Source organism: Dyadobacter jiangsuensis (assembly GCF_003014695.1).
Lineage (GTDB): Bacteria > Bacteroidota > Bacteroidia > Cytophagales > Spirosomataceae > Dyadobacter > Dyadobacter jiangsuensis.
Genome location: NZ_PYAS01000016.1, coordinates 136,400 through 158,501 on the forward strand (window position 1 = coordinate 136,400; position 22,102 = coordinate 158,501).

At 52.9% G+C, this 22,102-nt stretch carries 17 protein-coding genes; 8 read left to right on the forward strand and 9 right to left on the reverse strand.

The window, feature by feature from the left end; genetic code table 11:
• Window positions 1-126 precede the first annotated feature (126 nt).
• Window positions 127-1,440, reverse strand: a complete 1,314-nt coding sequence (locus CLV60_RS27910; RefSeq protein ID WP_106598694.1) for a peroxiredoxin family protein — start codon at window positions 1,438-1,440, stop codon at window positions 127-129.
• A 35-nt stretch (window positions 1,441-1,475) separates the two neighbouring features.
• Here CLV60_RS27910 and CLV60_RS34870 point away from each other — a divergent pair, with 35 nt between their 5' ends.
• From CLV60_RS34870 to CLV60_RS27920, 3 genes are all read left to right on the forward strand, one after another.
• Complete coding sequence (locus CLV60_RS34870; protein ID WP_262510578.1) at window positions 1,476-1,598, forward strand: hypothetical protein; 123 nt, start codon at window positions 1,476-1,478, stop codon at window positions 1,596-1,598.
• A gap of 522 nt (window positions 1,599-2,120) precedes the next feature.
• Entirely contained in the window at window positions 2,121-4,868 is a 2,748-nt protein-coding gene (locus CLV60_RS27915) for a TonB-dependent receptor (RefSeq protein ID WP_106598695.1), read from the forward strand.
• Between the two features lie 13 nt (window positions 4,869-4,881).
• Window positions 4,882-5,682, forward strand: a complete 801-nt coding sequence (locus CLV60_RS27920; RefSeq protein ID WP_106598696.1) for a DUF4397 domain-containing protein — start codon at window positions 4,882-4,884, stop codon at window positions 5,680-5,682.
• Window positions 5,683-5,746: 64 nt separating this feature from the next.
• Here CLV60_RS27920 and CLV60_RS27925 read toward each other — a convergent pair whose 3' ends face one another.
• The 3 genes from CLV60_RS27925 to CLV60_RS27935 form a co-directional block, all read right to left on the reverse strand.
• Complete coding sequence (locus tag CLV60_RS27925) at window positions 5,747-6,154, reverse strand: type II toxin-antitoxin system VapC family toxin (RefSeq protein ID WP_106598697.1); 408 nt, start codon at window positions 6,152-6,154, stop codon at window positions 5,747-5,749.
• On the reverse strand, window positions 6,151-6,384 hold the full coding sequence (locus CLV60_RS27930; RefSeq protein WP_106598698.1) for a hypothetical protein: 234 nt from the start codon (window positions 6,382-6,384) through the stop codon (window positions 6,151-6,153). The genes CLV60_RS27925 and CLV60_RS27930 overlap by 4 nt, the downstream gene beginning before the upstream one ends.
• 101 nt (window positions 6,385-6,485) lie before the next feature.
• Window positions 6,486-6,875 carry a hypothetical protein gene (locus tag CLV60_RS27935; protein ID WP_106598699.1) on the reverse strand — a complete coding sequence of 130 codons (390 nt, stop codon included), beginning with the start codon at window positions 6,873-6,875 and terminating at the stop codon, window positions 6,486-6,488.
• 278 nt (window positions 6,876-7,153) lie between these two features.
• On the opposite strand from CLV60_RS27935, the gene CLV60_RS27940 reads away from it, so the two are divergent.
• On the forward strand, window positions 7,154-8,677 hold the full coding sequence (locus tag CLV60_RS27940; protein WP_211302283.1) for a sulfatase: 1,524 nt from the start codon (window positions 7,154-7,156) through the stop codon (window positions 8,675-8,677).
• Between the two features lie 163 nt (window positions 8,678-8,840).
• On the opposite strand, the gene CLV60_RS27945 is transcribed toward CLV60_RS27940, so the two are convergent.
• The 4 genes from CLV60_RS27945 to CLV60_RS27960 all read right to left on the reverse strand — a co-directional run bounded on the left by CLV60_RS27945 (window position 8,841) and on the right by CLV60_RS27960 (window position 15,455).
• Window positions 8,841-10,001, reverse strand: coding sequence for an efflux RND transporter periplasmic adaptor subunit (locus CLV60_RS27945; RefSeq protein ID WP_106598700.1), 1,161 nt, complete (start codon window positions 9,999-10,001; stop codon window positions 8,841-8,843).
• A 6-nt stretch (window positions 10,002-10,007) separates the two neighbouring features.
• The gene (locus CLV60_RS27950; RefSeq protein WP_106598701.1) at window positions 10,008-14,366 is read right to left on the reverse strand and encodes a CusA/CzcA family heavy metal efflux RND transporter; all 4,359 of its coding nucleotides are present in this window, start codon (window positions 14,364-14,366) and stop codon (window positions 10,008-10,010) included.
• Window positions 14,367-14,460: 94 nt separating this feature from the next.
• Complete coding sequence (locus CLV60_RS27955) at window positions 14,461-14,805, reverse strand: hypothetical protein (protein WP_229211158.1); 345 nt, start codon at window positions 14,803-14,805, stop codon at window positions 14,461-14,463.
• A gap of 191 nt (window positions 14,806-14,996) precedes the next feature.
• A complete protein-coding gene (locus CLV60_RS27960) occupies window positions 14,997-15,455 on the reverse strand; it encodes a hypothetical protein (protein WP_106598703.1) in 459 nt (152 codons plus the stop codon).
• A 180-nt stretch (window positions 15,456-15,635) separates the two neighbouring features.
• Between CLV60_RS27960 and CLV60_RS27965 the strand changes: the two genes are divergently transcribed.
• Complete coding sequence (locus tag CLV60_RS27965) at window positions 15,636-16,445, forward strand: metallophosphoesterase family protein (protein ID WP_229211159.1); 810 nt, start codon at window positions 15,636-15,638, stop codon at window positions 16,443-16,445.
• Between the two features lie 5 nt (window positions 16,446-16,450).
• The gene (locus CLV60_RS27970) at window positions 16,451-17,047 is read left to right on the forward strand and encodes a hypothetical protein (protein WP_106598759.1); all 597 of its coding nucleotides are present in this window, start codon (window positions 16,451-16,453) and stop codon (window positions 17,045-17,047) included.
• Here CLV60_RS27970 and CLV60_RS27975 read toward each other — a convergent pair.
• The gene (locus tag CLV60_RS27975) at window positions 17,044-19,704 is read right to left on the reverse strand and encodes a PAS domain-containing protein (RefSeq protein WP_106598704.1); all 2,661 of its coding nucleotides are present in this window, start codon (window positions 19,702-19,704) and stop codon (window positions 17,044-17,046) included. The genes CLV60_RS27970 and CLV60_RS27975 overlap by 4 nt on opposite strands.
• A gap of 171 nt (window positions 19,705-19,875) precedes the next feature.
• Here CLV60_RS27975 and CLV60_RS27980 point away from each other — a divergent pair, with 171 nt between their 5' ends.
• Both CLV60_RS27980 and CLV60_RS27985 read left to right on the forward strand, forming a co-directional pair.
• The gene (locus tag CLV60_RS27980) at window positions 19,876-21,591 is read left to right on the forward strand and encodes a tetratricopeptide repeat protein (RefSeq protein WP_106598760.1); all 1,716 of its coding nucleotides are present in this window, start codon (window positions 19,876-19,878) and stop codon (window positions 21,589-21,591) included.
• 30 nt (window positions 21,592-21,621) lie between these two features.
• Entirely contained in the window at window positions 21,622-22,095 is a 474-nt protein-coding gene (locus tag CLV60_RS27985) for a DUF1440 domain-containing protein (RefSeq protein WP_106598705.1), read from the forward strand.
• The last annotated feature ends 7 nt before the right edge of the window (window positions 22,096-22,102 follow it).

Consider the following 22,102-nt stretch of genomic DNA (forward strand, 5'->3'; position numbering starts at 1 on the left):
TAACGCGACTTGACGCCTCACAGATCAGTGCCGTCAGGCACGTGACATTGGTAGAAACATGGCCCCAAGCGATATTTCAGAATCCCGTAGGGATGTAACTACAACGACGTACGCGTCACTAATCCCTCATTTCGAACTCTTGGTTGCACCTGCCGAAGCGGAACTGATGCCCGACGGCACCGGCTCGGAGATGAGCTCGTTAAGGTCTTTGTTCCATTTCGCTACGTAATCCTGAAAGTATTGGCCCGTAATCTCGCCGGTGTAACCCGTGTGGATCTGGCGTACTTCGCCTTTCCGGTCGATGAGGATCGTGGTCGGGAAGGCCATCATGCGGTTGAGCGCAGGCAGTTTGTCGGAAGCTACTTTCTTATCCGCAATACCCCCGAAAAGGATGTCGTACTCGATGCCATATTTCTTTTTCAGCGTGCCAAGCGTGTATTTGGCATATTCGAGGTCGTCTTTTTGCTCGAAACCGATGGCGATCGCTTCCACACCACGGTCTTTGTTGGCACGGTACCAAGGGGCGAGGAACGACGTTTGGTCGGTACAGTTAGGGCACCACGTGCCGATGATCTCCACGATCACCACCTTACCCTTGTATTTGTCGTCGCTGAGCGAAACCTGTTTGCCATCGAGGTCGGGCAAGGTGAAATCGAGTTTTTTGTAGCCTTCTTTCAGGTATGTCAGCTGATATGGATCGGGCAATTCCGCCTTGTCATTTTTGCTGCCTTCAAATTTGGTATTATCATAAATTCCCGAGCTGATCACGCCGGTAATGCTGCCGTCCTCGTTGATTTTGCCCTTGTACACACGCGGGTTCGGGCCGGAGAAGTGCGAGAGGACAAATTCATCGCCTTGCACCACGCCTTCGAGTTCGCGGCTATCCCCTACCGTCGACATGACCACGCCGGTGAGCTTGTTGCCCTCCTGTTTCAGAAGCGCCACGTTATCAGGCATTTTGGCTTTACTAAATACCTGCAAATCCCATTTACCCGAAAGGTTATGCTTGGTAGGCTGCTCTTTACCTTTCTCGACGAAACGGTAATTTTTGCCGTATTCGGCAGAGAATGGCAGCGCATTGCCCCGGAAGCCCGGCACGAGGCTGCGGTATTCACCGGTGATCTTTCCGTCGGTTTCCACTCTCGCCACTAGCGCGGCGTCGTAGGTATTCATTTTTACAAAAATAGAATCCCCGCCGAGCTTCGTCACCTTGAAATCGTCGCGGCGTGTGCCGTTGAGCAAAGTCAGGGTCGGATGGTCCTTGTCTTTGGCATTGTATTCAAAATTGAAAGGAATGTGCGTTTCGCTGATCACAAATTCGCCGCGCCATACGCCTTGCTTGGGTGCCTTGGCGTCCGGACCGTCGCCTGCAAATGCTGCGCTACCGAACAATGTGGCTCCTGCCAATGCCACGGCTTTCATCTGGTTGTTGATTTTCATACAACTGGAAATTTTTAGGTTTTTGAAAAATGAAAATGCATGTAGTCTTCCTGGCTGCGCGCCTCAGCGTCAGGGAAGTACTCTTTTCGATCCAGGGCATTTTGCAGGATTGGCCAGGATCATCGGCGGGTCGGTGGTGGTTTGTGACAGGCCGTTGAATCATGTTGCAAATATAAAACGGCGATTTTTAATTATCTACAATTTTCGTAGACTAAGTAGAATAAATTCGTTTTTCATACCACCAAACTCCTACGCATATACATATAATGCGGAATCGGCATCCTGTGGCAATGTGCCCGATTTGTATTTTTTAAATTTTGGCAAACCGGAATGCGTGCCGTTACCTTTGTGGCGTCTTGGCGTTACTGCACCCAACCACCTGCCGGCCACTGTATTTCGGAAACCATAAATTTAAAACCATGTTAAAATCAATCCATTGCAAGCATTGCGTGCTGAAAAGCACTTGTACACGCCATCGTTGTTGTCCGGCGGATGTCTGGCGTAGTTAATCGCCTTTTTTTTAAAATTATTTTAGTCTATAAAATCCGTAGATTAAATATAATAAACTTGATCCGGCGGTGTGCAGAATGGCTACCGACGGGACTGCAGGCTCTCCGTCCAGCCATTTCTGCCATCGCCGGATCAGGTTCTTCAACGGCTTCAATATCCTATGAATACTTATGAAACATTTATTACTTTTTATACTTTTAATATCAACTCCCCTGCTGGCCCAGCAACGTACGCTCACCGGTGTGGTGCACGCGGAAGACGGTTCCCCGCTCCCCGGCGTGAATGTAGCCATCAAAAACACGCGCCAGGGCACGATTACCGATACCAACGGGCGTTTCACGCTGCCGCTCGTCAAAGGAGAAACGCTGGTGTTCTCTTTTATCGGATTTACCGCCAGGGAATTGCCTATAACATCTGCGAACGAATACAATGTAACGCTGGCAGCCAGCACGCACACGCTGGGCGAGGTGCAGGTGGTAGGCTCGCGGAATGCCAACCGCACGAAGATCGATTCGCCGGTACCGGTGGACATCATCGACTTGAAGCCTTTGCAGGAATCGGCCCCGCAGGTCAGTATCACGCAGCTTTTGCAATATGTTTCCCCCTCATTCCACTCGGTGAACGGCACCAATGCGGGCGATGCAGGCTCCGCATTGAACCTTTCGCAGCTGCGCGGATTGGGCGTGGATCAACTGCTGGTGCTCGTTAATGGCAAACGCCGCCATAAGAGCTCCAATATCAATTGGGGCGGGCTCGGCAACGGAGCGACGGGCTACGACCTGAATGCCATTCCGACCGCCGCGATCGAGCGCGTGGAGATCCTGCGTGACGGTGCGGCGGCGCAGTACGGCTCCGATGCCATCGCGGGTGTGATCAATATCGTGCTCAACAAGAGCGTCGACCAGCTCACGCTGAGCTCCACCGCCAGCTCCCGGCGTCGTGGCGACGGCGTCACCACGCGCACCAATGCCAATTACGGTTTCGCACTGGGCAAAAACGGCGGTTACCTCAATACCACGGCCGAGTTTGCCACACAAGCGATTTCCATATTGCCCGGCAAAGACGATGCCGGCCTGTACCTCGGGCCGATCTACGGCGGCGGTGCCAATACACGCAATTACGATGCTATCTATACGAAGGAGATCGATGAGGCAATCCTCGCTTCCCGCGGCATAGACCGGCATCATTTCGACCGTCGTGGCGGCGGCTCCAATAAGGCCAAGGACGCATTGCTGTTCTTCAACGCCGCGGTGCCGATCCGTCAGAACGCCGAGCTTTACGCATTCGGGGGCATCAGCCACCGCAACTCGCAGTTCACCGCCGTATACCGGCTACCGGGATGGACCGAGCGCAACAATTCGTTCCTCTACCCCGACGGTTTCCTGCCGGCGATGGAGAACATCATTACCGACAAGTCGTTTGCCGTGGGCATCAAAGGCAAGATCCGCGACTGGGACGTCGATATTTCCAATGTGTACGGTAAAAATGATTTTGGTAATGTCATTACCAATTCGCTGAATGCCAGTCTAGGACTGAAAACGCCTACTACCTTTGATGCGGGCAGTTATAATGCCAGTCAGAATACCGGCAGCATCGATATCAGCCGCTATTTTCCAAAGGCTTTGAAGGGTATCAACGTGGCGTTCGGAGCACAATACCGTGTGGAAACTTACCAGATCATCGCGGGTGAGGAGGCTTCCTATTCCAAAGCCGATCTACGGACTGTTTACGGCCTCGATACCACGGCAACGGGTATTGTTTATCAAACCAAAGAAGGGAGCATCGGGCTGAACGGCCTTTCGCCCGGCTCACAGATCCACGCGGGCTTCCGTCCTGAAAACGAGGTAAGCGTAAACCGCTCGATACTTGCGGGCTATGCGGATATTGAGGCGAACATCACGAACAAATGGCTGCTATCCGGCGCAGTACGGCTCGAAAGCTTTTCGCAACTTCAAAATGTAACAACCTACAAAGTGGCAACGCGGTACAGCATCACCGACTGGCTCGGCATCCGCGCGTCGCATAATACCGGTTTCCGCGCACCCGACCTCGCTCAATATTACTATACCGAAACATCAACGAGTTTCCAGCAAGGCCGTGCGATCGACCAGGTTACGGCCTCCAACCAGAGTGCTGCCACCCGCGCGTTGGGCATCCCTACGCTCACACCCGAGAAGTCCAAAGGCTACACCGCCGGTTTCACCTCCCAGCCATTCCGCAACTTCGAACTCACAGCGGACGCGTATCTCGTGGATGTGAACAACCGCGTGGGCAATACCGGCAACTTCTCGGCTACGGACGTGAACCTGCCAAGCGAAGTGCGCACGTTGTTCGTGCAGACCGGTACCACTCAGGCCAAGTTTTTTTACAACTCGTTCAGTACCCGCACCAAAGGCCTCGAAATTACGGGAAGCTACCGTACGCCATTCCGTAATGGCACGTTGAGCCTGCTTCTGGGAGCCAATTTTGTCAAAAACGAGGTCACCAAGGTGAATACGCCGAAAGGCCTGGAAGCGTATCGCTACATTATCTTCAACGACGGCGAAAAGGCGCGCGTTACTTCCCAGATTCCCGGTCAAAAGATCACGTTGCAGGGCATTTTCAAGAAAAACCGCCTCACCTACCTGGCACGCGCCGTCTATTTTGGTTCCGTGACCAATGCCTCGGCATTGAATGCGACCTTTCCTAAACCCGATTACTTTTACCAAAAACTGAAACCGATCTGGGTAGCGGACGTTTCGGTATCCTACGCCCTTTCCAAATCCATTCAGGCCACATTGGGCGTCAATAACCTTTTCAATGAACTGGGCGACTACTCCGACCCCAAATTGAGCGCATTGAACAATCCATCGGTGATCGGCATCCAGAACGGCAGCGCCGGTATACAGCCATTCGTCCGTGTTACCGCAAAACTCTAATCCAAACGAAATCATGAAAACATTCCAGCGACTGGCCCGTCCGGTTATTCAGCTCCTCGGCATTATCCCGGCCCTGCTCTTCCTTTCCGGCTGTAAAGACGCCGGCTACCTCGATGTCGATGCCGCCGACCGGCCTCCGCTCAGTGCCTACATCAGCTTTGTAAATGCACGCCCTGTCGACACAGGCCTCTATTTCTGGACTTTCACCGACAAAGTGACTCCCGCACCTGTTGCCATCAACAAAGCCTCGGAGTACCTGCCTACCGTATTCGGGAACGTGCAAATTAACTTCACCGAAGGTACCAACACGAGTTACAAGGCGTCCTACCAGTTTGGCAACTCGGCGACATTCACTGCAACAGGTCGTCCTAACGGCCCTATCGCGACCTTCTATCACACGGTGGTAGCCGCCCGCACCGCTAACAACAAAGCCGACTCGCTGATCCTCTTTTACGACGACCTTAAAGCTCCTGCCAGCGGTAAGGCCAAGCTCCGGTTCATCAACCTTTCGCCCGGCGCAGGTTCATTGAATGTAGTCCAAAACGGCAAGACACTCTTCAACCAGGTCGCCTACGGACGTGCCGCTAACTCTGCCCTTTCGGGAGAAGCATTAAGCGCCTGGTCGCTCGGCCCGTTTGAAACCGTCGACGCCGGCACGTTCAACATCGATTACCTTGACTTCTCCACGAACGCGAAAGTAGGAACAGCCAGCTTCCAACTGGAAGCCGGAAAAATATACACGGTCTTCACACAAGGCCTTCTCAACGCCCGGCCAGCCTTCGGCACCAGCGTTATCGAACATCCTGTAAAGTAAATGGTGATTGGACAAGGTGAAAGCCGCACTGCCGATTGGCGGTGCGGCTTTTTGTGATTGTTTGTTATTCCAAAACGACAACCTTCAATTTTGAAAGCGGGGCAATTCTCCTGAAATCAGACTTATTGAAAGTGTATAATTCATTGCAATGCCGTTCGGCGATTGCGGTGTGGAGGCAATCGTTGATGTGCTGGAAGCCGATTTGCTTTCCCAGTACGACAGCCCTTCGCATTTCGGTCGTATCGTAGCCCACCGGCTGGTACTCCAGAAACTTGGATACCGCCTTTTCAATTTTCTCCATTGGCTGCCCGAGCCGGTATAAGACGAAGATCGCCTCCTGCAATGCAAGAAACGATATCAGCATTTTTTTGGCATCGAAAGCATAATCAAATACATTTCTTGCAAGCTTATGTTTTATAGGATCCTGCGGAACAAGGAGATGAATCAACACATCGGTATCGAAGTATGTCATAGATTCACCTCATTTGCAATGTCCGAAATATTAATGTCCGGATCGATCTTCGCGTCCTTAAAGAGGTCAATTAATTCCAATGTTGATTTGTACAATTCAGCTCTGGACAAATCGGCGGGGTGGATATCTTCCACGACGATCCTTATCTCCTTATCTCCAAAGAGATTTTTGATCATGTAGATAAACCCGAGTGTCAGGTTTGAGGCATTTAATTGAAAAGTGTGCTGCATAGCTTTCGAAAATTGCGTTTCACAAAAATAACAATTTCCGAAAGCCAGTACAACCCGTGCCGGCAGGTAATCCGATGGATAAATGGGAAATGATCAGAAGGTTACGCCACCGAAAGCAACCGCCGACTCAACGCGCTTACGCGTATGCCTTTCAGGTATTTCGTGCGCTCTTCAATTTCGTTTTGATAGCGGAATGTGTAGCCCGGGCCGGCTGCTCGCTTGAACTCGCGGGTGACTTCCCTGATTTGCTTGCGTGAAATGCCGCTGTATTCAAGTTGCAGCAGCTGGGACCGCTCCGGCGTGGATTTTTTGAGTTTCCAGTATTGCGGGTGATTAGGCCCGATCGGCTCGCGGAAACCGGTGTCGTGCTTCTCGCGGATGAGGAATTCGTAATCGATGATGATTTCGCCGCGGTTCCGGCCCACCTGCCCTCTTACGATGATCTTGGCCTCCCGGCCCACGCTCAGATGAAATGTCTTTTCTAATATCATGATGGTTTCCAGTTAAATAGGAGTTGACGTCCCTCACCCCAAAATTCCATTCCAGCAACAGGTGGTTTACCGCGGAATTATTTAGTCTACTTATTTTATAGACAAAGTAAAGTTAAATTTGTCACTCTTCAAAGCCTTAGCTGCAAAAGTTCGCTCCGCATTGGCAACAATTGGTTTTGTACATCAAATTTCCCGATCTTACCGCATTCTTAATTCCTTACCCCGATCCGTTTAATCCGATGAATACCCGCTTTAACGCGTGGCAGCCCTTTGTGATCATGCTGGCCGCGCTTCTCCTGAATTTCCCCACCCTGGGGCAGTCCGCATCCAAAAACAAGCCTAATATCATTGTTTTCCTGGTCGACGACATGGGCTGGCAGGACACCTCTGTGCCGTTCTGGAACAAACCCACCGACTTCAACCGCCGCTACCACACCCCCAACATGGAGCGGCTCGCGCGCGAGGGCATGAAATTCACGAACGCCTACGCAATGCCCGTATGCACGCCTACCCGCGTGAGCCTGATCACCGGCGTGAATGCAGCGCATACCCGCGTAACGCACTGGACCTCGCCCGACAAGAACAAAAATACCGACTACGCCGACGCGACACTTAATGCCGTCGACTGGAACATCAATGGTTTCAGCCCTGTTGCCGGTGTCGAGCATACTTTTCATGCCACCGCGTTGCCCGAGGTACTGCGCCAGAACGGCTACTACACGGTTCACAGCGGCAAGGCACATTTTGGCTCCGAGGGAACGCCGGGCGCCGATCCCCTGAATGCCGGGTTTGATGTCAATATCGCGGGAAGTTCGATCGGGCACCCGGCGAGCTATTCAGGGCGGGCTAATTACGACAGCCCTGCCAACGGAAAACCCAACCGCAATGCAGTACCCGGCCTGGAAGCGTACCATGGCACGGACACCTTCCTGAGCGACGCGATCACCATCGAGGCCCTCAAAGCGATCGAAAAGCCGGTAACCGACCAGAAGCCATTCTTCCTCTACCTGGCGCATTATGCGGTGCATGTGCCGCTTACCGCCGACCCGCGTTTTTTGAATAAATACCTCCAGGCAGGCCTAGACAGCACAGAAGCCAAATACGCCGCGCTGATCGACGGCATGGACAAGAGCCTTGGCGATGTACTCCATTACCTCGACGAGAAGAAGATCTCGGACAATACGGTAGTACTTTTTATGTCGGACAATGGCGGCCTGAGCATTACTCCGGCGCGGGGCGGAAAGGCCTGGACGCACAATTTGCCGTTGAAAGCAGGGAAAGGCTCTGTGTACGAAGGTGGTATCCGCGAGCCCATGCTCGTCAAATGGCCGGGTGTGGTTAAAGCCGGTACCGTGGCAGATCAATATGTGATCGTGGAGGATTTCTACCCGACCATCCTGGATATGGCAGGTATTCGTAACGCAAAAACAGTTCAGAAAATAGATGGAAAGACATTCTTGCCGATCCTGAAAAACCCTGCTTTCAAAGACGATAAGCGGGGGCTGGTGTGGCACCATCCCAATCGCTGGATCGCTGCGGAAGGTCCCAATATCCATTATGCAAGCGCATTCAGGCAGGGCGACTGGAAACTGATTTACGATTACCGGCAGGCAAAACTGGAACTTTACAACCTGCGCAATGACATCAGTGAGGAGCACGATCTCGCTGCTTCCAACCCGTCGAAAGTAAAAGAGCTGGCGACGCTCTTCACCCGGCAGCTCAAAGCCTGGAATGCGCAATGGCCCACGTTCAAAACGACAGGCAAGCAGGTGCCTTTCCCCGACGAGCTCGTACGTAAATAATCGAAAAGCTTCCAAAACAAAACAGCTCCCAGGAAACCCCGGGAGCTGTTTTCGCTTTACTCAACGTGTACAAACGACTGTACGTCAGACTGTACATCGAATGCACATGAAAATATAATGCCTGTGCCCGCTAATGTCATACAAAATTTGAGCAAACGGCTCGCTAACCTTCGCCGTCGGTGTTTTTCATCTTCATCAACAGTGAGTAGGCATTGCGGACCACCACTTTTGATCCGGCGTCGATACCAGCCCCGTGGATCTGCTGAAACCCGTCCGTGACCGTCCCAGGCTGTATTTCGACCATTTCGAAATTGCCGGACGCACGTTCGACGAATACAAATGATTTGTTTTCCCACCGGACTACCGCATCTTCCGGAACGGTCAATGCCTTTTTGCGTTCAATCGCCACCTCGCCGTTCATAAACATACCCGGTACCAGCGCCGCACTATACTGGTCGAAATGGCAATGCACCTCTGCCATTCTGTCATCCGTCAGACTTTTGCCGATGACGATGATTTCGGCGGTGAACTTCTTCGCAGGGTCGGCATTGGCGTAGGCCGTAACTTGCTGGCCGACCGACAGCGCATTCAAGTCATTCTCAAACACACTCAGCGCCAGATGAATATCTTTCGGGTCGACGAGCTCAAAAAGCATATCCGTAGGCGCGGTGTATTTGCCAACATTCACATTCACCTTTGAAACAAACCCGTTGATCGGTGAAAGAATGGGGACTGTCTTGGAAATATTGTCCGGGTTCAGCTTATCAGGTGCGATCCCGATCACTTCCAGTTTTCTGGCCAGCGCATTCATGAGGATACGTTCGGTTTCCATTTCCGCCCTTGCTTGCTGGAACACCTTGTCACTGGCTGCTTTGCTCTGATTCAGATCCTTCTGGCGCGCATATTCGTTTTCAGCCAGCTCGAATTTAGCGCGTGCAGTGAGGTAATCCTGTTGAAGCTGGATGAACTGCATATCCTCCAATTCAGCGAGCACCTGCCCTTTCCTGACCCGCATTCCGGGCAGCATTTTGGTCGATTTCAGATAGCCGCCTAATGGAAAACTCAGGCTGATGGTACTTTGCGGCGGCACGTCGATCTTGCCTTGCAATGTGAGTTTTCCGGATATGTTTTGCAGCACCGGGTTGCCCACTTCGATCCCCACATTGCGAATTTGCTGTGGATCGAATGACACTAACCGCATGACCGGTTCGCCCGCCGCCGTAGCGGCCGTGTCCTGCGCACCGGCCGATTGCTGTTCTCCGCTTGGGCTACTGCAAGAAATGCCGGCCCAAAGCACGACGCATATTAAGATGTATGTTTTCATGATGTCTTATTGATTATTCAAATGGAGTAACTGGATCACGGCTTCATTGTAGCTGCCCAGCGCATTCACATATTCGCTTCTGATGGCAATGGATTGCCCTGCGAGAATCACCCATTGCAGGTAATCGATTTCTCCGGACACAAACTGGCGGTCGGCGACGGTGATGATCGTCTCGGCGTTCGGCAGGCCTTGCTGTTCATAATAGCGCAGGTTCTCCGCAAACTTCCGGACCTGCTCCTGCGCATTGCGCCACTCCGAGCGCAGCCGTTGCCCGGTAAGCTCAGTATCGTTCTGCGCACGCATCCATTCTATCCGGGCCGCAGCAATTTGCGCGGTATGGGCCTTGAAAAAGATCGGGATATTGACCCCAAGGCCGTAGTAACCAAAGCGGTCTTTGCCCGTCAGGTTCACTTCTGTCCCGTTGAGCAGCTGCGTTCCGCGGAGACTCTGGTTGTTATAGGCCGCCGAAAACTCGGGAAGCATTCTGGCTTTCTCGGTCCGGTAACGAAAGTACGCCGACTCTGTAAGCTGCCTGCCGATCTCGATCTGCGGCAAATCCTGCACCCCGTCCAACCCCGGCAGATTCAGCACCGCAATGCGTGGCGTGCTCCATTGCGGAGTATAGGCCAATGAATCCTGCAACCAGAAATTGAACCGTTCGAGCACGATACCGAGGTCGTTTCGCACGAGGTTGAGCTGGTTGGCGATCTGCTGCTTCTGAGAGCTGGCAGCGGTTTTTTCAAGTACGTTGGATGCCCCACGCTCGAAGCGGAGATTGGATTTGCTTTCAAAACCGGTGAAAATACTGTCGGCATAGATCAGCAGCTGTTCGCGCTCTTTCAATACCGCGTATTCATAAAAAACCTGTCGCACGCCCGTACGAACTTCCTGCTCGCTGAGTCTCGTCCTGGCCTGCGCTGCTAGGTAATCGGCCTCGCGGGCTTTACGCTGGTTGGTGTACACGGAAGGGAACGCGATCGTCTGCGTAATACCGATCCGTGTATCGTTATTGGGGCTGTTGAATTTGCCGTAATCGGCGCTGATACCCGTTTTAGCAATATCGTACGCGCTGCCTCTCAGCTTATCCGCGGCATGCTCGCTCAGCCGGCTGCCTTTGATACTCCGGTTGTGCGCCAATGCTTTTTGTACCGCTTCATCGAGGCTCACGGAGCTGTTCTGGGCTTGCGCCATGTTCGCAAATACCAGCAAGAGCGCCATTACAGCGGCGACACTGCGTGGCTTCATCTCCGATTTATTTTTTGAATTAAACAACAAATACAAAGCCGGTAACACAAACAATGTGAGCAATGTAGCCGTCACCAACCCGCCGATCACCACGGTAGCCAACGGACGCTGTACTTCGGCCCCTGCCCCATTGCTGACCGCCATCGGCAGGAAACCGAGCGATGCGACGGCGGCCGTCATCAATACCGGACGTAGGCGGTTGCGTGTGCCGGTCATTACCAGCTCCCATGCGTCGGTAATGAGGCCTTCCTTCTTGATCCGGTTGAATTCCGAGATCAGCACGATGCCGTTCAGCACAGCCACGCCGAACAACGCGATGAAACCCACACCGGCCGAAATACTGAAAGGCATACCACGCATGGCCAATGCGAATACGCCGCCAATGGCCGACAGGGGAATGGCCGTGTAAATGAGCGCGCCATCCTTCACGGACGAGAATGTAAAATACAGCATCATAAAAATCAGCAAAAGTGCTACCGGCACCGCGATTCCCAGCCGGGCCTTGGCCTGTTGCAGGTTTTCAAATGCGCCGCCGTAGGTAATGGAATAGCCGCTCTCGAATTTGATTTTCGCCTCCACCTTCTGCTGCAACTCCTCCACGATCGACTGCACGTCACGTCCCCGCACGTTAAACCCGACGATGATTCGCCGGCGCGTGTCCTCCCGCTGGATCTGATTCGGCCCTTCGATCTCGCGCACTGCCGCTACCTGGCTGAGCGGTATTTGCAAACCGCCGGGCGTCGATACGAGCAAGTTCTGTACATCGGCTATGCTTTTACGACCTTCTGCACCTACGCGCACCACGAGGTCGAAACGCTTCTCGCCTTCATAAATCTGCCCGGCGGCCGCCCCGGCAAATGCTGCATTAATGGTTTTGTTAAGGTCATCGATATTCAAACCATACTTCGCGATCTCGGCGCGGTTGAAATCGATCACGATCTGCGGCATTCCAGTTACCTCCTCCACATACCAGTCGGCGGTGCCGTCCACGCGCCGGGCTATCTGGCCGAGCTGGTCCGCATACGCAGCAAGTTTGTTAAGGTCTTCTCCGAATATTTTACAAACCACATCCTGTTTCGCACCGGTCATGAGCTCGTTAAACCGCATTTGAACCGGATATTGAAAACCGGTGGTCACGCCGGGTACTACTTCCTGCGCCGTAGCGGCCATTTTGGTCGCCAGTTCGGGGAAGGTTTTGGCATTGGTCCACTCCGATTTGTCTTTCAAAACGATGATCATATCCCCGCCCTCGATCGGCATAGGATCCGTAGGGATTTCGGCACTGCCTATGCGCGACGCTACCTTGATCACTTCCGGGTAGTCCTTTTTCAAACGGTCGGAAATGCGGTTGATCGCGTCGATGGTGGTACTGAGGTTGGTACCCACCAGAAGACGCGTCTCGGTAGCAAAGTCCCCTTCTTCGAGCTGCGGGATAAATTCTCCGCCCATTTGACTGAAAATCAGCACCGCGCCGCCGAAGAGCACAAATGCACCCGCTACCATCGTGCGCTTGAAGCGCAAGGCACGCGCGAGTAACCGCTCGTACGCGCGCTCGATCTTCTCCATGATCCGGTCGGACCAGTTGGGCGTGTGGCTGATCTTCTTGCTGATCAGCAGCGAGCTGATCATGGGTACATAGGTAAGCGACAAGATGAATGCACCCAGGATCGCGAATGCGACGGTCTGAGCCATCGGCTTGAACATCTTCCCTTCGATGCCCGACAAGGACAGAATCGGCAAATACACGATGAGAATGATAATCTGCCCGAACACCGCGGCATTCATCATCCGGCTGGCCGAGCCCGATACTTCATCGTTCATCTGCCGTTGGTTAAGACTGCCGATACCCGCATATTTAGGGGAAATATGCAAATGGTGCAGGATAGCTTCCACGATGATCACCGCGCCATCGACGATCAACCCGAAATCGAGCGCACCAAGGCTCATCAGGTTGCCGCTCACCCCGAACAGGTTCATCATCGCCACGGCAAAAAGCATCGAAAGCGGAATCACCGACGCCACGATGAAACCGGCCCTCAAATTTCCCAAAAACAACACCAGCACGATCACAACGATCACCGCGCCTTCGAGGAGGTTATGCTCGACGGTACCGATGGCGTTATTCACCATTTTGGTACGGTCGAGAAAAGGCTCAATTTCAAGACCTTCGGGCAATGTCTTGCTGATCTCGGCAATGCGCGCCTTCACATTACCGATCACTTCTGAAGAATTCCCGCCTTTGAGCATCATTACGATCCCCCCGGCCACTTCTCCGTAACCGGCCATCGTAAGCGCACCGTAACGGATCGCAGGCGCAAAACGTACCTGTGCCACGTGGCTCACCAGCACGGGTACTCCGGCTCGATTGGCAACGACAATATGGTTAATGTCCTCGATCGAACCGGCCAAGCCCAGGCTGCGGATGTAAAGCACGGTCGGGCCTTTTTCGATGTAAGCGCCGCCCGTATTCTGGTTATTGCGGCTGAGGGCCGTGAGCACGTCGGTAATGGTGAGCCCCATCGCTTTCAGCCCCGAGGGGTCCACGGCCACTTCGTATTGTTTCAGCTCACCGCCAAATGTGGAGACATCCGCCACGCCGGGTGTACCTAGCAATTGCCTGCGGATGAGCCAGTCTTGCGTGGTACGCAAGTCGGCAAGCGAGTATTTTTTTTCAAAACCCTTTTTAGGTTTGACAACGTATTGATAAATCTCTCCAAGCCCGGTTGTGACGGGCGCCAGCTCGGGTTTGCCGGCTGTTTCGGGCATATCCACCTGTGAAAGGCGCTCGGTAACCTGCTGGCGCGCCCAGTAGATGTCCGAGTCGTCGTCGAAAACGATGGAAACGAGCGAAAGTCCGAAGCGCGACATGCTTCGGCTTTCTTTAAGGCCCGGAATATTCGCCGTGGCCTGTTCGATCGGGAAAGTAATGAGCCGCTCCACGTCCTCGGTACCGAGTGACGGCGCGGTGGTGATGATCTGCACCTGGTTATTGGTGATGTCGGGAACGGCATCGATAGGCAACCGCGTCGACTCATAGGTACCGTAGGCAACCCACAGCAGCATGAATATCCCGATCACCAGCTTGTTCTCCACAGAGAACCTGATGATTCTGTTCAGCATATTAGTCGGAAAATAAATACACGTATACGCGCACGGCTACCTGAGCAGCATGCACGGACATTGCAGGGCGCAACTCGCCCCGGATCTGGTGTATTTATGCCCGCGGAGGACGGAAGAGCGAGCCGAGGACGGTGCTGTAATCGATCTGCGGTACAGCGGGGCCATATTCGGCCTTGACAGGCAGGTAGACTCTCTTGAATGTAAAAACGGGGGTATTGGGAACGAAGATGAAGTTGGACGTATGCGCTTCCACCTTTTTAAACGGCAACTGCATGTCCTTATCGTCGTCGTTGTCGTTCAGGTCGTGCCCGAGGTAATGCATGGAGAGGAAATCAGCGAAGGTGATTTCCCGGTTGAGCGACTGGTGCTCTGCGAAATGTTTGAGAAGCAAAGGAATTTTGTACACCTGGCAGAACGAGGTCGTGTCCAGGATAACCATAAATAAAATGATATTTCGCAATAGCCTTCTCACGAAAGTAAAAGTAACTCACCGGTACGTTAAAATCAACCATATGCCGTTTTAAATAGCATACATGATTTTCTGACAGTCATAAAAACAACGTGCCGACCATCGGCCGGCACGCATCGCAATCAAAAAGTACAAATTTCTTCAAGGTTATTCACATTTACCTAGCGGCCGCTTCCGGAGCCTTGCAGAGAAGCCAGTTTGGATTCGTCATCCGCAATTTTTTTCTTCAAAGATTCGATGTTCTTGTTTAGCTTATCAAGGTTCTGCACTGCCCGGCGCGCACGCTTGGCATCGCGGTGGGCCGAACCCGCACTTTTGTTCGCACGCCGTGCGTGCTTCTTGTCCTGCGGGTTATCGCCAAGCTTTTCGGCCGCTTGCTTGTTTTCCTCGGCCGATTTGCGGGCTTTCTCCGCGGTAGTCGCTACATCGTCGGTTTTCTGGGCAACCTGATTTTCCAATTTGGCCAGTTCAAGCTTTCGTTCGTTCAGCCTTTTGCTGACTTCGAGCACTTGCTTCTGGTCTTTCAGCATGTTGATAGAGTCTTTGGACACCACCTGGGCCGATACTGACATCGTGATCAGCAAAAATCCCATTACTGCAATTATGTCCTTGATTTTCATAGTGGTTTTTAATTTAAATAAACAATAGTAACCTATCCCACGCAAAAACCGTGCCTGGGCGCGTGGCTAAATATAATGTTCCCCCCGGAATCAAACAATGATTTTCGGGGTTAATAAATGGCGTTCCCGCCAATGCGGGTCACTCGTATTATTCATCCAATCATCAACAAATTGAAAAATATGCTACGCTGGCCCCGCCTCGGGCTCAGTCTGGGGTTAGCTTTCCTGCTTACTTCCTGCGACGACCTTTTCCAGTACAATCCCAACGAGGAGACGCTGCTCGACAGGGACAAAGACCTCACCGCCAAGAACATTGCAAAAATAAGCCAGCTTCCCGTTTCCGACACCACGCGGTTTATCCTGATGGGCGACAGCCAGCGATGGTACGACGAATGCGAAGAGTTTGTGCGCAGCGCCAATCAGCAGAGGGACATTTCTTTCGTGCTGCACGCGGGCGATATTTCCGATTTCGGCCTCACCCAGGAATTCAAATGGGTGAACGAGATCATGACCCGCCTCAAATACCCTTATGTGACGGTCATCGGCAACCACGATATTGTGGCCAACGGCTCGGCTACTTACCGCAAAATGTTTGGCCCGCTCAACTACTCGTTCGCATTCGGGCACGACAGGTTTGTTTTCGTCAATACCAACTCCCGCGAGTACGCCTTCGATGGCTCAGTACCCGACATAGCCTGGCTGAAAGCACAGCTGGCCAACAATCCCGCACACCTCAATACGATTGTCGTAGGCCATGTTCCGCCATTTGATGCGGATTTTGACAAAAACCTTGAAAAACCCTACACCGAGACACTCGCGGGCGCCCCTAACGTAAAATTCACATTGTACGGCCATCAGCACCGGTTTTATGAAGGCCAGTTTTACGACGATGGCGTGAATTACCATCTCACCACCTCCATGGGTGCGCGCGGCTACATGGTGGTTTCCACCTGGAAAGGCGGTTACAGTGTTGAACGGGTTAATTTTTGAAAGCCATGAAAAAGTATTTGCTATTAGTGCTCCTATTAGTCGGTATCCGCGGCATGGCGCAGGAAGTTGGCCTCAGGCCGCGCCGCGCCTGGTACCTGCCCGATCACCTGAAATTGCAGTTTGCCGGAAACATCGGCTTCCTTTCCGGCGGCCCCGGCTATGTTTCCCGCAACAAAACACTGGAAACCGATCTGCTTTTCGGTTTTTTACCCCAGAAATACGGGGGCGACGCGCTGGTAACCACTACGCTCAAAACAACCTATTCGCCCTGGCGCATCGGGTTGCGCGACAGCTACTATATCCGGCCGTTCTCGATCGGGGCTTACATGAGCTACACTTTTGGTCCGCAGTTTGATACCAAATGGCCGTCCTACTACCCTGCCGGCTATTACTGGTGGGCCACGGCTATCCGGCCGGGCGCCTACATCGGGGGAAAAGCCGGGCGAAACGTGGTGCTCAACAACCGGCGCAGGTCTTTCGAATTGTATTATGAGTTAGGCACTTATGATCTGCTCATTATCAGCTACGTACAAAACAAAAGCTTTCTGAAACTGAACGATATCGTGAGCCTTTCTCTGGGCGTGAAATTCGGTTTTGATTAAATACGTTCGGTTTTTGAGGAAATATCACGAATGATTTCATCGAGGGAGTATGCCGAGGTAAGAACGTGGTCGAGCAGCTCGTTTTTCTCGGTATCCGAATGCTGGTAATTGCGGATCAGGTCTATCAGGCCCATCAGCCTCGCAAGCGGTGCGCGTATCACGTGCGACTGCATCCAGGCGATCTCCTGTAATTTGTGGTTGCGTTCTTCTATTTCACTGATGTAGCGCAGGCGGTCGGTCACGTCGTGGCCGATCGCAATCCAGTGCGTATGCACACCACGCACGTCAGCGACAGGCAGCAACGACAGGTTAATGAAAAACTCCTCGCCATCGCGGGTGTAGCGTAACGTGGCGCCTTTGAGTGCTTCCAGATTGTAAATGGCGTCTTGAAGCCCATCGAAATCATTCCTGGCCGGGCTGAAACCTTTCAGCAGCGCGGGACTTTTACCCACAATCTCCTCGGGAGAGTAGCCCGTAATGCGCGTAAATGCCGCATTGACATACAACACTTTGAGGCCCGAAATATCACGAGGATCGGATTCTGCAATGAGCACCGCGTCGTTGGTGTTGGTAATCACCGATACCAGCAGTTTCAGCTCGTGCTCTTCCTGCCGCGCCTTGGTAACGTCCCTCAGCACACCGATCATGCGCGTGGCCTTTCCCAGCGGGTCGCGCCGGATGTAGCCGATCTCTTCCACGTACGCATATTGGCCGTCGGCTTTCAGGAATCGGTAATCGATAATCCACTTTTGCTGCGCCGGATCGGCGAGCTGCTTTTCGAGACTTGCTCCAACCTGTTCCCTGTCGGAGGCATGCACCCGCTCCGCCCATCGGGCCAATGGGTAATGCGTTTTTTCCGGTTCGTTCCCGAAAAGCCTGTAAAAGCCATCCCCCCATTCAATATGGTCGCGCACGAGGTCCCAATCGTAAATGGCGTCGTTGGTGGCCATATTCACAAATTCGTGCCGCTCGTTCACATTCTGTACGAGCTCGGAGTTCCGGCGGTTCTCAAAAATCACTTTCAGGATCGATGCAACGCGCTCGATTACTTTCAGCTCGTCTTCGCCCGGTACTGAGATACGATCATAATAGATCGCGAAGGTTGCTATCACTTCACCATCGACAATAACAGGATGTGACCAGCACGCGCGCAAGTTGTGCGGCAATGCAAGGTGTCGGTAAGTATCCCACCGGGAGTCCGTATTAATATCACTGACAATTACCTGCTGTTTCAAAAAGGCCGCCGTACCGCACGAGCCCGCATTCGGCCCTGTCGCCCTGCCGTTTATCGCTTCCACGTAGTCGGCCGGCAGCGAGGGTGATGACAGTGTGTACAGCTTCTGGTTTCTGACAGCCAGTAAAGAGCATTTCGAATGCGGAAACATCGCCTCCACCCCTCTTACATATTTGTCGAGTACACTCGCCAGCGGTGTCCCCTTCACCGAATTCATTTCCAGCACAACCTTTTCGAGGTGTTCGAGATTTTCGAGTCGCTTCGTCTCGGTAATGTCGACCATCAGGCCCCTCAGCGTTACGGCCCTGCCGCCTTCCAGGATCACAGAAACCACGTCTTTGATCCAAACCAGGCTACCATCAGCTTTGAGCATGCGGTAGTCGAAGGTGTGGTTGCGCAGCTGCTGTGTTTCGCGATGGCAATACAGGACCGCCTGATCGCGGTCGTCGGGGTGAATATGTCTTTGCCAGAAAGACGAATCCGCGAGCCATTCTTCGGGTGTGTAACCTAACATATGCTGCACCTGGTCGCTGATGAAGCTAAATTCGAAAGTACCGGCATCCGCTTCCCACACAATGCCGTCGACGGTCTGCACGAGCGATTCGAATTGCCGGTGCGACTGCACGAGTTCCTGCTCCACCTTTTTCTGTTCGTCGATATCATGTATAACCCCGTAAATCCGGGTACAAACCCCCTCTACGATTTCGGATTTACCTGTCACCCGGATCCATTTTTCAGTTCCGGCACCTGTGATGATCACCAGTTCCAGATCCAGCACTTTACCGGTTGTTATCGTATCCTGCACGGCCTGCATAAAAGCATCGCGGTGCTCGCCGGGACGGTAAAATTCCATTGCCGTCAGGAAACCCGGCTGATAATCGGCCGGTACCCCGTGAATTTCCTTCACCACATCCGACCAGTTGATCACTTCGTTGATCAGATCGGCTTCCCAACTGCCTATGCGCGCAATGCGAAGCGTTTCAGTCAGAAATTTTTCGGAAGTAAAAGGGCTGTGCGTCTGCCGGGCCATCGTCACCTCGGTTACATCCATCACCGTGCGGAGAATACATATGATGTCACCGGCATCATCCCTGACAGGCGTGTTGGTGGCCAACAGGTATTTAACGTCCTGCCGCCCCGCATTGTCCGGCGGCAGAATGTACTTCGTCGCAGGTGACTGGTTAGGAAGGCCGTCCGCGACGACCTTTTCAAGCAAGTTGTTCCAGGGTGGTACGCGATTGTAGGGATTATTGGGAAACGCCTCGTAAAACCCCTTACCTACCAGTTCGTTACGCTCCATGCGCACCATTTCCAGGTAAGCATCGTTCACGTCGGTGATCGTAAATTTGGGCAAATCCGGAAGCACCACCATACTTGGCGCCGGGAGAAATTTAAATACCTGACTCAGATAATGGTTGATCATATCGTTTGTCGGCCAAAATGACCTGATGCACAGTTTCCCTAACGATGGCAAATAAACGTTAACCTCAATTCTCTCCTACCTAAAAGCCTGTTATTCGTACAATTTAAAGATATTTTCGGCGAAAAGCGGCAATATAATCACTATATTGGGATTGAAGCCTTAAATATGTTTATGAAAACGATTCTACCAATAGCCGCCCTGTCGTTGCTGACGGGCATTGTTGCAGTCGAACGGCAATCGCCGGAAACAACGTCTTATCCGACCCCATCCGGTGAAATTGCCGTGTGCGGCCCCGCGTACCAGAACCTTCCGGCGCCGATGCTGAATGGAAAGTATGTAGTGGCACTTCCAGGTTGGGGCGGCTTTTCGTACAAGGTTTCGACCAGTTCCGACAGCTCCCAGTTCTACTTCGATCAGGGTCTGAACATGTATTATGGTTATCATTTCAAAGAAGCCGTAGCTTCGTTCAGGGAAGCTGCCCGCATCGACTCTACCAATGCCATGGCGTTCTGGGGTCAGGCGCTGGCAATGGGGCCCTACTATAATGCGGCCCATTTATATACCAAACCGGCCGAGGTAGCGCAGGCCCTGACCAAAATGAACAGCCTGACCGCCCACGCCACCGAGAAGGAAAGGTTGCTGATCGATGCCATGAATGCGCGGTATTCCGACGACCCCGCCGACGCCAAACGGGCTGAACTCAATCAGGCCTATTCCGACAAGCTCAAAAAACTGGTAGGTGATTTCCCCGATGAAAATGAGTTCAAACTGCTCTTTATCGACTCCCAGATGCTGATGCACGCCTGGGATTTCTGGAAGAAGGACGGCACTGCCAAACCCTGGACGCCGGAGCTGGTCACATTGTGTGAAAAGGCGCTGAAAGCCGATCCGAAACATCCGGCTGCCTTGCATTACCACATTCACCTGACCGAGGCTTCGAAACATCCCGAAGTGGCGCTCGCGAGCGCCGAGGCATTGCGCGACCTGCTCCCGGGCGTGGCGCATATGGTGCATATGGCCAGCCACGAGTACGAGCGCAACGGCCTCTTTGCGGAGGGCGTGGAGGTGAACAACCTCGCCGACGACGCCCTGCTGAATTATGATATGCTGGCAAAAAACCTTTCGCTCACCAAGCATTCCCCGCATTACTTTGCCGTACAAACCTATTGTGCGCTCTCCGCAGGCATGTACAAGGACGCCATGCGTTATGCGCAGCGCTGCCGCCGGAGCGTAGTGCCAAAACCTGAAACCACTTATGATCAATACCTTTACATGCTACCGGTAATGGCGCAGGTAAGGATGGGTAAATGGCAGCAAATCCTCTCCGACTCGGTAACGCCCGATCCGAAATGGACCTACGCGAGCCTGCTCTCCGATTTTGCCAAAGGCATTGCCTTCGCCAACACCGGCCGTCCCGATTCGGCAGCCGCCCGGTTGGCTTCTTTGAAGGCCAGGATCCAAGATCCGGTTTTGACCAAACGGAGAATTCCATTCAACTCGCCGGTGGAAGTAGCCGCCATTGCCGGAAAAATCCTGGAAGGCGTAACAGCCATTTCTCGAAACGAGCGCTCGAAAGGCATTGCAGCTTTGGAAGAAGCCGTCAAGCTGGAAGACCAGCTCATTTACACCGAACCGAAGGACTGGCCGCTTCCATCCCGCCAGTTTCTGGGCGCTTATCTCTTAAAGGCCGGGAAACCGGCGCTTGCCGAGAAGGTTTACCGGGAGGATCTGGTCTTCAACCCATCGAACGGCTGGTCACTCGTAGGCTTATCGCAAAGCCTGAAAGCACAGCGAAAAACCCGGCAGTTAGCGGATATCAAGGCGAAATATGAACGTGCATTCGCCAAAGCCGAGCAGATTCCGGCAGGTTCTGTCTTTACCAGGTAACTTGCTGTTCTACCTTATCCGGATTGTAATATGAGTGTGCTCAAAATAGGCCGGTCAGGCCGGAATGCCATCCTATCCGCCACTTTGGTTGCCGGTACGCTTGATATCCTGGCGGCATTCCTGGTGTATGCGGTCATATTGGGGAAAACCAGTCCGGCGCGCATACTCATGTCTATCGCCAGCGGAATTTTCGGCAAAGCCGCCTATTCGGGCGGCACACCGATGATCATTACCGGCCTATTGCTGCATTTCCTGATCGCCCTTATTTTTTCAATCTTTTACTACCTCATCTACCCCGGCCTGTCCTTTCTTCGTCGCCGGAAGCTTGTCAGTGGTATCCTGTACGGCATATTCATCTGGCTGGTAATGAACCTTGGCGTGTTACAGATCGTCTTCGAAGGCATGCCTCTCCCCGACCCCGGCGCCGCATTGCTCGGTATCGCGATCCTGATCGTCGCCGTGGGTATACCGATTGCGTACATCGTACCGGCCTCACGTCGGTGATTAGTCC